The sequence below is a fragment of the Litoreibacter halocynthiae genome (genome assembly GCF_004365635.1).
In the GTDB taxonomy this organism is placed as follows: domain Bacteria; phylum Pseudomonadota; class Alphaproteobacteria; order Rhodobacterales; family Rhodobacteraceae; genus Litoreibacter; species Litoreibacter halocynthiae.
In genome coordinates this window covers 779,462-792,692 of record NZ_SOBH01000002.1, presented here as the reverse complement: position 1 = coordinate 792,692, position 13,231 = coordinate 779,462, and the positions used below count along the sequence as shown (strand labels likewise).

Below are 13,231 nucleotides of genomic sequence, written 5' to 3'. Positions count from 1 at the left end.
GTGGCAGGGTGATGCAAATGCAGTCAAGGGGACCAAGATGAATTGCGTATTCGTCCAGATTAGATGCAAGCCGGGGCAGGGCTATAAAGTTGCAGAAGAGATCGTTCTTCGGGAGTTCCATTCCGAGCTGTATTCGACGTCAGGCGCATTTGACCTGTTGCTCAAGATATACGTGCCGGAAGGTGATGATGTTGGCCAGTTCATCAACGACAATCTGCTAAGTATCGCTGGGATAGAGCGAACGTTGACCACATTGACCTTCAAAGCGTTCTAGTCAAATCGTCAAAGAATGCCTGTTAGACGGAGTCTGATAGGTATCAAGATCCTTGGCCATCAATCGCGATAGCGCGGGTTCTGACAGAATTAGGGCGTCAGGGCTAAGTGTGCATACATCTGCATAATTTCTGTGCAGCTCTGCAGCCATGCTCTCCACCTTGGATTGCTTCACTCCGGCGCGCTGCGAGGCTGAAGAGAAATCGATAGCAAAGCGACACATGAGATCTTCGATCAACTGAGACCGCAATTTGTCATCGGGTGTCATAACGTGCCCGCTGGTGGTGGCTAAACGTCCTGAGGTTATCGCTGTGGCGTAGTCACTCGTGGCCGAGGCGTTTTGTGTATAGCCAGCAGGAAAACTCGAGATTGAGGAGGCGCCAATGCCTATGGTCACTTCGGCCTGATCATCGGTGTATCCTTGAAAGTTACGACGTAGCGTTCCATTCAGAGACGCATTTAGCAGGCCGTCACCGGGGCGGGCAAAATGGTCAATTCCTACAGCGTCATAACCGGCAGCCCCGATGAGTTGGGATGCCATGTGGAACAGCGCGTAGCGGGTTGGTCCATCGGGCAAATGATCCTCGGGAATAAGGACCTGACGTTTCGCGGCCCAAGGCACATGCGCATACCCATATAATGCGAGCCTGTTCGGTGATAAATCCAACGCCTTGGCAACCGTGTCGGTCAAGCTGTCAGCGGTTTGGAATGGCAGCCCATAAAGTATGTCTAGATCAAGGTGCTTCACTCCGACCTCTCTCAACGACCCGGCCACCCATTTGGTGTCCTCAAAGCTCTGAGCGCGGCCAATCGCGGATTGAACGTGCGGATCAAAATCCTGAATTCCCATGCTGGCGCGTGTCAGGCCAGCCGCGCCTAATGCTGCAATCTTCTCGGCATCGAGCAGGTTTGGATCGACTTCGACCGAAAATTCTGGGCCATCTGAAAGGGAAAAGTATTTGTCTATTTCATCTGCCAACTCACGAATCATTGCAGCCGGTAGGATCGTAGGCGTTCCACCACCCCAATGAATCTTACTTAAACGAACACCAGCGGGCAGGCTGTTGGCAATCATCGCAAGTTCGGATTTGAGCAGGTCCAAGTAGCCACGCAAAGGAGCATCCGTCTTGGTGCCTTGTGTTCGATAGGCGCAGAACCAGCACAAACTGCGGCAGAATGGAATATGTACGTATAGCGAGACTTTTGCGCCATCGGGCACTTGTTCGAGCCAACTTGCCATCTTGGCGGGACCGACATCGGTATTGAAATGCTGCGCAGTTGGATAACTGGCATATCGCGGCGCGCGGGATGTGAATAAGCCGTAGCGGCGAAGAGTTTCGTGCTGTGTCATACTGACCTAGATGATCTGATAATGGTCAGCAAACCTTGATCCTGATCAAGTTCTCAATCATGTAAGACGGCATGACCCAAATCGACCTGAGCCCCAAGACCTGCGCCAACTGTCCTATCCGGCCGAGAGCAATCTGCTCTCGTTGTACGGCTGACGAACTGCTGGAACTGGATAAAATCAAATACTATAAAACTTACCCAGCCGGGGCTTCGGTTGTGTTGATGGGTGACCCTATGACCTTTGTTGCGTCGGTGGTGTCGGGAGTGGCGACCCTGTCGCGTTCAATGATTGACGGGCGGATGCAGATGGTAGGGCTTTTGCTCCCGTCGGACTTCATCGGTCGCCCGGGCCGCGACAAGGCTTCTTATGACGTAACTGCCGTGTCTGAGCTTACGCTTTGCCATTTCCATAAGAAACCGTTCGAAAAAGTAACGCACGCGACTCCACATGTTCAGGAACGCCTGGTCGAAATTGCGTTGGATGAACTGGACGCTGCGCGTGAATGGATGTTGCTTCTTGGGCGCAAAACCGCGCGCGAGAAGATCGCAAGCTTCTTGCTCATTTGTGCGCGTAGACTGGGTCGTAAAGAGGGCGAGAGTCTCCATCTGGAACTTCCACTGACCCGAGACGCCATGTCGGACTATCTAGGTCTGACTATTGAAACGGTGAGCCGTCAAATGGCAGCGCTGAAGCGCGACGGGGTGTTGCTCCTAGAGGGCACGCGTAAAGTGACAATTCCTGACTTTAGCCGCCTGCTTGATGAAGCCGGCGATGACAGCGACGGCGCTACTCTTTCCTGAGCAGTGGATTTCTTCGTAAATTTTTGTTTAATAGCGGATGCGCGGTGGCGTAGGCCCGCATCGCTGGCATAAACATGCAGCAGTTGGACCGCATTATGAAGCCTTTGACATATATCAAGGTTCAACTTCCTATAATTCGGCATTTCCTGCCATGCCGAGGTAGGGGGATTCTCTTTGCGAGCGGTCAGGAATGAACGGAACGGGTGAAAAATGCTTAATTATATCAAGCTAATACTGCTAGGAGGCGTCATATTGTTTGCCGCTCTTGCAGCAAACTGGGCGCATGACTTGGCTTACCAAGTACACGCTCTTTTGATTCTTGTGGTTGGGATCGTCATGTTTATTTGGGTGCTTCGGCATACAGATGAGCCTGTAGCAGTCTCGGCCGGAGAGGCAGCGGGCTATATGGATGGCCCGGTACGTTACGGGATCGTCGCAACGGCCTTTTGGGGTGTTACGGGGTTCTTGGTCGGTACTTTCATCGCTTTCCAGCTCGCATTTCCTGTTCTGAACTTTGACTGGGCCCAGCCATATGCCAACTTCGGACGGCTTCGTCCCTTGCACACCTCAGCGGTAATCTTCGCGTTTGGTGGCAATGGCTTGATTGCGACCTCGTTTTACATCGTGCAGCGCACGTCGGCGCAGCGGCTCTGGGGCGGTAACCTCGCTTGGTTCGTCTTCTGGGGCTACAACCTGTTCATTGTACTGGCGGCAACGGGCTACCTTCTGGGTTCCACACAGTCGAAAGAATACGCTGAGCCTGAATGGTATGTAGACATCTGGCTTACCATCGTGTGGGTCGCCTATCTGGCGGTGTTCCTCGGCACGATCCTGACCCGAAAAGAGCGTCACATCTACGTGGCCAACTGGTTCTTCCTGTCTTTCATCGTGACAATCGCGATGCTGCACTTGGTCAACAACCTGTCGATCCCAGTTTCCATCTGGGGGTCAAAGTCGGTTCAGGTGTTCTCGGGTGTGCAAGATGCGATGACCCAGTGGTGGTACGGCCACAACGCCGTTGGGTTCTTCCTGACTGCGGGCTTCCTCGGCATGATGTACTACTTCGTACCGAAGCAGGCAGGTCGTCCGGTTTATTCCTACAAGCTGTCGATCATCCACTTCTGGGCGCTGATCTTCCTTTATATCTGGGCCGGCCCTCACCACCTGCACTACACAGCGCTGCCTGACTGGGCGTCGACGTTGGGTATGGTGTTCTCGATCGTCCTGTGGATGCCGTCTTGGGGTGGCATGATCAACGGCCTGATGACGCTGCAAGGCGCGTGGGACAAACTTCGCACGGACCCGATTATCCGTCTGATGGTGGCCTCGCTGGCATTCTACGGCATGTCGACTTTCGAGGGGCCGATGATGTCGATCCGTGCGGTGAACTCGCTGTCGCACTATACCGACTGGACCATCGGTCACGTCCACTCCGGTGCGCTTGGCTGGAACGGTATGATCACATTTGCAGCGATCTACTTCCTGACACCAAAACTTTGGGGACGTGAGAAGATGTATTCAATCTCGGCCATCAATACACACTTCTGGTTGGCAACAATCGGTATCGTGCTCTACGCGTCGTCGATGTGGGTCAGCGGTATCATGGAAGGCCTGATGTGGCGTGAAGTGGACAGCCAGGGCTTCTTGGTGAACAGCTTCGCCGACACCGTTACAGCGAAATTCCCAATGAACGTTGTGCGCGGTCTGGGTGGGGTTTTGTATCTCACTGGCGGGCTGATCATGGTTTGGAACATGTGGATGACCATCCGCGGAGGCGCTTCTGTGAAGGCCCCCGTAGGCGTGGCTGCGGAATAAGGAGCGGACAAATGACATCTGAAAAAACAGAGCCGAAAAAACGCCGCACCTTTCTGGATCGTCACGGGGCGCTGGAAAGAAACGGAACTTTGCTTCTGGTCGCATCCTTGCTTGTGGTGAGTGTCGGCGGCATCGTTGAAATCGCACCCTTGTTCTACCTCGAGAACACCATTGAGGATGTTGAAGGCATGCGCCCTTACTCCCCACTGGAGCTTGCAGGACGTGACATCTATGTGCGGGAGGGCTGCTACGTTTGCCACTCGCAGATGATCCGTCCGATGCGAGACGAAGTGGAGCGCTACGGTCACTATTCATTGGCAGCGGAGTCGCAATATGACCATCCGTTCCAATGGGGTTCGAAACGTACCGGGCCTGACGTTGCCCGTGTCGGTGGTCGCTATTCAGACGAATGGCATGTGGACCACCTGAGTGACCCGCAATCAGTAGTTCCTGAATCTGTTATGCCGAAATATGCGTTCCTCAAGGACGTCATGCTCGATGGCAAATATATCCAAGCCACTTTGAAGACACACCGCTTTGTCGGCGTGCCTTACACGGATGAGATGATCGAAACGGCACAAGCGGACTTCATGGCTCAAGCGGATCCGGATGCGGATTGGGATGGGTTGTTAGAACGCTATCCAGGCGCGCAGACGCGGAACTTTGATAACGCGTCAGGCGTGTCTGAAATGGACGCTTTGGTATCCTACCTGCAAATGCTTGGCACGTTGGTAGATTTTTCTACCTTCACGCCCGACGCGTCTCGTTAAGGGGAGGGAATGATGGATACCTATTCCTTCCTACGACAATTGGCAGACAGCTGGGTGCTGCTTGCCATGTTCGCTTTCTTTTTCGGAGTGATCCTTTGGGCGTTTCGCCCGGGGTCACGCTCGACCCATGACGACATCAGCCAAGCACCTTTTCGCAACGAGGACCGTCCCGCAGCGGACGACAAGGATGCCGCTCTACTGAAAGGCCAAGACAATGGATGAGCCAAGATATGACGAGGCTACAAAAACCTACACCACCGGCCACTCTTATGACGGTATCGAAGAACTGAACACCCCACTGCCTAGATGGTGGTTATGGTCGCTTTACGCGACGATTGTGTGGGCGGTGATTTACTCAATCGCATACCCAGCATGGCCACTGGTGTCGACAGCGACTGCGGGGTTCCTCGGCTACTCGACCCGCGCCGAAGTGGCGGCAGAAATTGCCCGTGTAGAAGAGGCCAATTCGGAACTTAACACCCAGTTGGCGGCAATCGAACTAACTACGTTGAAAGACAACGAGACACTGCATCAATTCGCGGTGTCTGCGGGTGCGTCGGTCTTTGCAAACAACTGTTCGCAGTGCCACGGTTCTGGTGCCGCAGGGGCGGTGGGTTACCCAAATCTGTTGGATGATGACTGGCTATGGGGCGGTGACATCGAAGCGATTGCCTTAACTGTTCGTCACGGTATCCGTAACGAGCAAGACGAGGATGCCCGTTATTCCGAAATGCCTGCCTTTGGCGAGCAACTGGAGAAAGACGAAATCGCCGCGCTGGTTGCTTATGTTCAATCGCTGTCGGGCCTGGATCACGATACTGCTCTGATCGAACAAGGCGCCGAGTTATTTGCAGACAATTGTACAGCCTGCCACGGTGACGAGGGGATGGGGGACCGCGACCAAGGTGCGCCAAACTTGACCGACTCCGTGTGGCTCTATGGAAGCTCTGACGAGGTTCTGACGGAGACCATAGCCAACTCACGCTTTGGTGTTATGCCGCCTTGGTCTCCCAGGCTGTCTGATGCGCAAGTCAACGCGGTGGCGGCTTACGTGCACCAAAAAGGTGGCGGCGAGTAACGCGCTGTTAGCAAGCTCATATGCTACTTCGGGAGGAGCTCGGACTTAGCATGTGATCCCCGCCCTCAAGCCACCTGTTCGCGCATCGGGCTTGGGGTGCGGGGGCAATCCACAAGAAGACCCGCTAGGCTATTGTCTAGCGGGTCTTCTTTTATGGTGGGCTAGTTCTTTTTCTTTTTTTGAGCATTGCGAACCATCTTGCCAAAAGCCTTGTCCTTCGATCGCCGTTCAGCCAGCGTCGCTGAGTTGTGCAAATCTTCTGCAACAAGTTTTTGCCATCGGGCCAGTCGCGGTGCGTCAACGTCACCGCGTTCAACTGCTGCCAGTATCGCGCAACCGGGCTCCACTGTATGTTTGCAGTCGTTGAATTTGCATTGAGCACCCAGCTCATCCAGATCCGAGAACATTTCGGCCAAGCCGGAAGCCGTGTCTGTGAGTTGCAGCTCCCGCATTCCGGGCGTGTCCAGAACGGCGCAGCCGGAGGCGAGAAAGTATAACTGCCGCCGCGTCGTGGTGTGGCGGCCACGGGCGTCGTCTTCACGGACTTCTTGCGTCGCGATTGTGTTGTCACCCGCCAAGGCGTTGGTAAGGGTGGATTTGCCGACGCCTGACGACCCGAGGAACGCGACGGTCTGCCCAGGTTTGCACCAGTCCGCGAGTTTCGTTTGCGGTTCCGCGCTTTTGGCATTGAGAGCCACGACGGGCACTAATGGCGAGATGGCCTCTGCCTGCGCAATATAGGCTTCTGGGGCGTCGCATTTGTCGACCTTGGTCAGAATGATCACCGGTGTGACGTCGGCCTCGAAGGCAAGTGCGATAAACCTCTCAATACGCGCCACGTTAAAGTCGTCGTTGCACGAGGACACGATGAAGGCGGTATCCAGATTGGCAGCAATCAGCTGCACACCAAGAGTTTTACCCGGGGCTCTACGCTTAATCAGGCTCTTTCGGTCCAGCACGTCACTGGCAGATGGCAGTTCACGATTGAGAAGAATCCAGTCACCGACCGTTGCATCGGGCCCATGCGGGATGTGCATGTCGATGCCGTCTCCGCGCGCCTGAAGCCCGTTGCGGTGAACCTCTGTGACGCGAAGCGGTGGCGTCTCCTCAATCTGCTCCACGCTGATTTGCTGGGCAAAGAACTGCTGCCATCCGAGTTGAGCGAGAGGCGAAAGGCGAGTGACACGGCGATCCGGGTCGTTGTTGGGAAGAAATTGAGAATAGTCCCGAGTCATGGAGTTCTACTTTCATGTTCCGGCTTCGGGCAAAGCCCAGCCTTGAGTTATAGTGCTTTGGATGATGCGCATAGCCTTTGGATGCTGGACAAATTCCAACAAGCCACTGGGTCGGCTTAGGTTTACATCGGGAACTTGGTGCTCCCCACTTTAACGGGACATAAAATCTCCATGTTGATGGGCTTGTTTATCACGATTGCGATCTTCGATCTAGCTGCCGTTGATGTCGCAGTTTGCTGATTGATCTGGGTCAAGGACCTATAAGTGCTATGCTTGCACATACACACTGCGAACAGAGTCAAAATTCCGGACGAGTCTACTATGAATAATGCCGAAAACCCTCCTTCACTCTATGCAGCGCAGGAGCCGATTTTCCCGCGCAAAGTTTCGGGCTTTTTCCGCACATTCAAGTGGTGGATTATGGCTGTTACCTTGGGCATTTACTATCTGACGCCCTGGATTCGTTGGGACCGTGGCCCGAATTTGCCAGACCAAGCCGTGTTGATCGATCTGGCAGGCCGTCGCTTTTATTTCTTCTGGATCGAGATTTGGCCGCACGAGTTTTACTTCGTCGCAGGTCTCCTCATCATGGCGGGCCTTGGCCTGTTCTTGTTCACGTCAGCCTTGGGGCGTGTTTGGTGTGGCTACACCTGCCCACAGACCGTCTGGACTGATCTGTTTATTCTTGTTGAACGCTGGATAGAAGGTGATCGGAACGCGCGTGTGCGCCTCTGGCGTGCGAAGTGGGACGCGCATAAGTGGCGCTTGCGGATCACCAAATGGCTGGTTTGGCTATTGATTGCGATCGCGACAGGTGGTGCTTGGGTGTTTTATTTTACTGACGCGCCGCAATTGGCCGTCGATCTGGTCACCCTCAACGCCCACCCAGTGGCTTATGCAACTATCGGTGCATTGACTGCGACAACCTTCGTTTTTGGCGGGTTCATGCGTGAGCAGGTTTGCATTTACATGTGTCCGTGGCCGCGCATTCAGGGCGCGATGATGGACGAAGATACGATTACAGTCGGTTATCGCGAGTGGCGTGGTGAGCCACGTGGCAAAAAGCACGAAGGCACAACCGGCGACTGTATCGACTGTATGGCCTGCGTGAACGTCTGCCCGATGGGGATCGACATTCGCGACGGCCAGCAGATGGAGTGCATCACCTGTGCGCTGTGTATCGATGCCTGCGATGACATCATGAATAAAATCGGCAAGGAGCGTGGCCTGATTGATTACCTTGCGCTCTCGGATGAGCCGCTTGAGCGCGGTGGCGGCAAGGCTAAACCCGTTTGGAAGCACATCTTGCGTCCGCGCACATTGGTCTACACTTTCTTGTGGTCTACGATCGGCTTGGGCCTGCTTTTTGCGCTATTTATTCGCGCCGAGATCGACATGACAGTCTCGCCAGTCCGGAACCCGACATATGTGACGATGTCTGATGGTTCGATCCGCAACGCCTATGACATTCGTTTGCGCAACAAACATGGCGATGACCGCGAGTTCCATATGTCTCTGACGTCGGAAGAAGTTTTGATTATCGACCTGGAAGGGACCGATTTGGTTAATGTTGTGGTTCCAGCAAACGAGACAAAGCTGCAGCGGGTATATGTTACCGCGCGTCGTGGCGACCCTAGCGCGACTGCAGCACGCACCGATTTGCGTTTTTGGGTTGAAGACGTAGTCTCCGGAGAGCGTGCGCACACCAATACTGTGTTTAACGGGAAGGCAGCCGACCAATGAGCCGCGAGATCAAAGGTATTCACGTATTCGCAATGTTTGCGGTCGGGTTCAGCATCATTATTGGTGTGAACTTGACCCTTGCGACGCAAGCCATTCGGACTTTTCCGGGGCTTGAAACGAAAAACTCTTATGTGGCGAGTCAGAGTTTCGACGCGCGTCGTGCCGCCCAGCTTGCTTTGGGGTGGGACGTAAAGGCAGGGTACGCTGACGGAATACTACGCCTTGAGATCAAAGATGCTCGTGGTCCCGTCGACCCCTCGTTGATCGACGCTACGCTTGGCCGCGCTACCAATGTAAGTCAGGATCAAACGCCTGCGTTCCGTTTTGACGGAGAGGCGCATCTGGCGGCTGCCGAACTGGCACCGGGAAACTGGAACCTGCGCATGAAGGCAATTGCAAGGGATGGAACCGTGTTCGAGCAACGGGTCCCATTTCTGGTCGCTGAATGAGCGTAATGAGTTGCCCAGGTTGCGCGGGTGCTCCGCTCGCGGAAGAGACCGCGCGTAGATCTCCGGCGTCCGCAGCAGGCGATACGATATCGCTGTCGTTGCCTGGGATTCATTGCGCCGCTTGCGTTTCCGGTGTGGAACGCGGCCTGGCAAAACTTCCTGACGTGCTTGATGCCCGCGTAAACCTGAGCTTGAAACGCGTGACTGTTCTGACGCGTGGGGATGCAGACGAAGACCATCTGATTGGTGCCTTGCTGGCCTTGGGCTTCGAAGCGCTCCCGCTAGACAGTGATACTTTGCGTGCGGGTGAAGGTGACCCAACCGGTCGTGCGCTACTGCTGCGCTTGGCAGTTGCAGGCTTTGCCATGATGAACGTCATGATCCTGTCGGTGGCGGTTTGGGCGGGCGCTACTGACGCGACGCGGCAGCTATTCCACTGGATTTCCGCGGTCATCGCCCTGCCTGCTGTGGCTTATGCCGCGCGACCGTTTTTTGTTTCGGCCTTGTCTGTGTTGCGGGTTGGTCGGGTCAATATGGAAGTCCCGATTTCCCTCGCGATCCTACTTGCCAGCGGGCTGTCGCTTTATGAGACGATGGCGGGGGGTGAGAACGCTTATTTTGATGCGGCTTTGTCGCTGACTTTCTTCTTGCTGATCGGGCGTTATCTGGATCACCGCACGCGTGCGGCGGCACGATCAGCCGCACAGGAACTTGCGGCACTGGAAGTGCCCTCGGCCACCTGCATTCGCGAGGGGCAACCGGTACGTGTCAAAGCTGCCGAAATCGTGGTCGGAGACCTTGTTCAGGTGCCCGCAGGTGGACGCGTACCGGTCGATGGTGTGATTGACACCGGTCGTTCCCAAATGGACCGCTCTTTGTTGACGGGCGAAAGCCTACCGGTCGCAGCGCAGGTTGGCGCTAAAGTCGTTTCTGGTGAAGTAAACTTGTCTAATCCGCTAATCATCCGTGCAACAGCCGTGGGTCAGGACACCACGCTGCGCCGCATGGCCGAGATGGTCGCTGTGGCCGAGAGTGGACGCTCACATTATACGCCTTTGGCTGATCGTGCAGCACAACTTTATGCGCCGCTGGTGCACGGGGTGGCTGCGTTGGCATTTATTGGCTGGTTTATTGCAACTGGTGACGTGCGTTATTCCCTCAATATCGCGATTGCGACGTTGATCATAACTTGCCCCTGTGCTTTGGGGCTGGCCGTTCCTGCGGTGACCACTGCGGCGTCGGGAAGCTTGTTTCGCAAAGGCTTGCTAATCAAATCCGCGACTGCGTTGGAACGTCTCGCGGAAGTCGACGCGGTTGTTTTCGACAAAACCGGAACGCTAACCGACGGCACGCCTATCCTCGAAGACTTGCAAAGCCTTTCGGTCGAAGACCGCGCTGCCGCTTTGGCGTTGAGCCAATCTTCGGACCACCCTGTTTCGCGTCTTCTGGCGTCCGCATTGGAGGGTATGCAAACAACTCCGTCGGTTTTGGAAGAAATCCATGAGGTTGCGGGTGACGGCGTCGAAGGTCTGGATGGTGAGGTGCGTGTTCGGCTAGGGAAATCAAGAACAGCTTCGGGCGGGACGGTCTTCCAACGTGGCAAAGGCCCAGAGCAGACTTTGCGCATCGACGAAGCCCTTCGCCCGGGAGCGCAAGAGTTGGTTGCTAAGCTGCAATCACAAGGTTTGGACGTAGAGCTTTTGTCTGGTGACACTGAATTCGCGGCAACCAAGCTTGGTGCCCGTTTGGGCTTGAAAGACTCTAGAGGTGCTATGTTGCCCGCGGACAAGATCGCACATCTCGCAGCGCTTCAAGAACACGGAAAGCGTGTTTTGATGGTAGGAGACGGGCTGAATGATATGGGAGCGATGGCGCAGGCATTCGTGTCGATCTCGCCAGCGTCCGGCGTTGACGCTACGCGGGCTTCTTCCGATATTGTTCTGCTTGGCCGTTCTCTTGCACCAGTGATGGACGCACTCAAAGTGTCCCGAAGTGCCCGCGCACGTATTCGCGAGAACTTCGGGATTGCGATTTGCTACAACTCTGTGGCCGTCCCGCTTGCCGTTCTGGGCTATGCCAGCCCCTTGATGGCGGCGTTGGCGATGTCGAGTTCATCTATCCTCGTAATCCTAAACGCGTTAAGGGTTCGAGCATGAATGTGCTTGTGATCCTTATACCTGTGTCGCTGATCCTTGGCGGGATGGGTATCGTCGCGTTTCTTTGGACTGTGAGACACAATCAGTACGAGGATATCGAGGGCGATGCCGCGCGCATCCTGTTTGACGATGAGGACGAGCCTAACTCGTAAGGCCACCGATCTTATGGTCCGCGATACGCTTTGTGACGACTAGTGCGATGATCCAACCAGTCACCACCGCAGTGGCTATGCCAATCCAGACGCCCCAAACGTCCATGCCGACCAACCCGACATAGACCCAGATGAAGAAGGCCACGCCAAAGCCTTGGCGGTACACGCTGATCCATAGTGTCCAAACCGGACGTTTAAGGGCTTGGAGAAACGAGTTGATGGCAAAGAGCATCATGTAGATCGGGAAGATAAACCCGTCGATCCGTAGGTAGCTTACACCGATACGCACGACCTCCGGATCATCGTTGAACAATGCCACGACATATGGGGATGCGAACCAGAGGATGGGAAAGGCGGCAAAGGTCATCACGAACCCCAGCTTCCAGCAGAAGAAGAGCGCTTCCCGCACGCGGTCGAATTGCTCCGCTCCGTAGTTCTGCGCAGCAATTGGCAAAAGCGCCCCCGTCATGCCCAAAACAGGCAAAAGTAGTATTTGCTCTACCCTAAGTGCGACACCGTAAGCGGCGATTGCTTCAGCGCCGAAGCCTTTCAGCGCGAATTGCACAACAAAGCCGGAGACGAACATGACCATGATGGCGGTGGTTGTGGGTAACATCTGTTCGGTGATCTCGCGATAGCTTGCCAGATTTGGTTTGAGCCAGTTGAGCTGAAACCCTTCCATGATCCGGCGGCCCAATACCTGATAGAAAATCCAGACCATTACCCCCGTCTGGCTTATGATCGTGGCTACAGCGATGCCGCTTAGCCCCATCCCGGGAATGATGCCGGGGATGCCATAGATCAACAAAGGGTTAAGGCCGATATTGGCCAGAAACGCCACCATCATGGCGCGCTGCATGGACACGGTGTCGCCATGTGCTTGCAAAATACCGTTCGCTCCGTATGCGAGCAGGAAACCGGGGAGCGCGAGAATAAGCCACAGGAAGTAGCTGGTGGCCGCGTCGCGGTATTCTCCTGGCTCCGAGACCAGTGCGATGACGCTCGGTCCGGCAAAAACAGCCCCGATCATCAACAGAACTACCGCAATTATGCCGAAGCTAATGCCTTGGGACGCCAGTTTCCGCGCCGCATTGTCGTCCTTTTTGCCTCTGGCATTTCCAACAAGGGCGCTCATGGCCGAGCCAAGGCCAAAACCCACCGACATGGTTATGAAAAACGCCTGAAATCCGATCGCCAACCCAGCCTGCGCCTGTGTTGATATCTGGCCAGCGAAGTAGACGTCGACGACATTGTAGAGGGTACTGAACAACATGCCCAAGGCGGCGGGCACTGCTAGCGTTTTGAAATGGCTCGCGATGGAGCCTTCTGTCAGGTCAATGTCGCGCATGAAAGCTCCTGCTTGTCCTGACCCGCATATCAGAGATGAGTTTGACCCTTCAGGTCGTTAG

The 13,231-nt window shown here is 55.1% G+C and carries 13 protein-coding genes; 10 read left to right on the top strand and 3 right to left on the bottom strand.

The annotated features are described in order from the left end of the window. Nucleotides 1-37: 37 nt before the first annotated feature. On the top strand, nt 38-274 hold the full coding sequence (locus tag BDE40_RS11280) for an Lrp/AsnC ligand binding domain-containing protein (protein ID WP_073141950.1): 237 nt from the start codon (nt 38-40) through the stop codon (nt 272-274). Here the strand turns inward: BDE40_RS11280 and hemN are convergent, their stop codons facing one another. Next, nucleotides 275-1,624, bottom strand: a complete 1,350-nt coding sequence (hemN, locus tag BDE40_RS11275) for an oxygen-independent coproporphyrinogen III oxidase (RefSeq protein WP_134014621.1) — start codon at nt 1,622-1,624, stop codon at nt 275-277. 71 nt (nt 1,625-1,695) lie between these two features. On the opposite strand from hemN, the gene fnrL reads away from it, so the two are divergent. From fnrL to ccoP, 5 genes are all read left to right on the top strand, one after another. Next, nucleotides 1,696-2,424 (top strand): transcriptional regulator FnrL, encoded by a 729-nt coding sequence (gene fnrL, locus BDE40_RS11270; RefSeq protein WP_134014620.1) that lies wholly within the window; start codon nt 1,696-1,698, stop codon nt 2,422-2,424. Nucleotides 2,425-2,634: 210 nt separating this feature from the next. Further along, a complete protein-coding gene (gene ccoN / locus BDE40_RS11265) occupies nt 2,635-4,239 on the top strand; it encodes a cytochrome-c oxidase, cbb3-type subunit I (protein ID WP_134014619.1) in 1,605 nt (534 codons plus the stop codon). Nucleotides 4,240-4,250: 11 nt separating this feature from the next. Next, entirely contained in the window at nt 4,251-5,009 is a 759-nt protein-coding gene (ccoO, locus tag BDE40_RS11260) for a cytochrome-c oxidase, cbb3-type subunit II (protein WP_134014618.1), read from the top strand. Between the two features lie 9 nt (nt 5,010-5,018). Then, a complete protein-coding gene (locus tag BDE40_RS11255) occupies nt 5,019-5,231 on the top strand; it encodes a cbb3-type cytochrome c oxidase subunit 3 (RefSeq protein WP_425462396.1) in 213 nt (70 codons plus the stop codon). Then, complete coding sequence (gene ccoP / locus BDE40_RS11250; protein ID WP_134014617.1) at nt 5,224-6,087, top strand: cytochrome-c oxidase, cbb3-type subunit III; 864 nt, start codon at nt 5,224-5,226, stop codon at nt 6,085-6,087. Before BDE40_RS11255 ends, ccoP begins: the two co-directional genes overlap by 8 nt. Before the next feature lie 161 nt (nt 6,088-6,248). On the opposite strand, the gene rsgA is transcribed toward ccoP, so the two are convergent. Next, nucleotides 6,249-7,322, bottom strand: a complete 1,074-nt coding sequence (gene rsgA / locus BDE40_RS11245) for a ribosome small subunit-dependent GTPase A (protein WP_134014616.1) — start codon at nt 7,320-7,322, stop codon at nt 6,249-6,251. Nucleotides 7,323-7,643: 321 nt separating this feature from the next. Between rsgA and ccoG the strand changes: the two genes are divergently transcribed. Genes ccoG through ccoS form a run of 4 tightly spaced genes read left to right on the top strand, consistent with a single transcriptional unit; the run spans nt 7,644 to nt 11,822 of the window. Beyond that, nucleotides 7,644-9,065, top strand: coding sequence for a cytochrome c oxidase accessory protein CcoG (gene ccoG, locus BDE40_RS11240; protein WP_134014615.1), 1,422 nt, complete (start codon nt 7,644-7,646; stop codon nt 9,063-9,065). Next, nucleotides 9,062-9,514, top strand: coding sequence for a FixH family protein (locus BDE40_RS11235; protein ID WP_134014614.1), 453 nt, complete (start codon nt 9,062-9,064; stop codon nt 9,512-9,514). The genes ccoG and BDE40_RS11235 overlap by 4 nt, the downstream gene beginning before the upstream one ends. After that, a complete protein-coding gene (locus BDE40_RS11230) occupies nt 9,511-11,670 on the top strand; it encodes a heavy metal translocating P-type ATPase (protein ID WP_134014613.1) in 2,160 nt (719 codons plus the stop codon). Before BDE40_RS11235 ends, BDE40_RS11230 begins: the two co-directional genes overlap by 4 nt. Continuing rightward, nucleotides 11,667-11,822 carry a cbb3-type cytochrome oxidase assembly protein CcoS gene (gene ccoS, locus BDE40_RS11225; RefSeq protein ID WP_073141975.1) on the top strand — a complete coding sequence of 52 codons (156 nt, stop codon included), beginning with the start codon at nt 11,667-11,669 and terminating at the stop codon, nt 11,820-11,822. Before BDE40_RS11230 ends, ccoS begins: the two co-directional genes overlap by 4 nt. On the opposite strand, the gene BDE40_RS11220 is transcribed toward ccoS, so the two are convergent. Then, a complete protein-coding gene (locus BDE40_RS11220) occupies nt 11,812-13,170 on the bottom strand; it encodes an MATE family efflux transporter (protein ID WP_134014612.1) in 1,359 nt (452 codons plus the stop codon). The two genes, ccoS and BDE40_RS11220, sit on opposite strands and share 11 nt — an antisense overlap. Nucleotides 13,171-13,231: the final 61 nt, after the last annotated feature.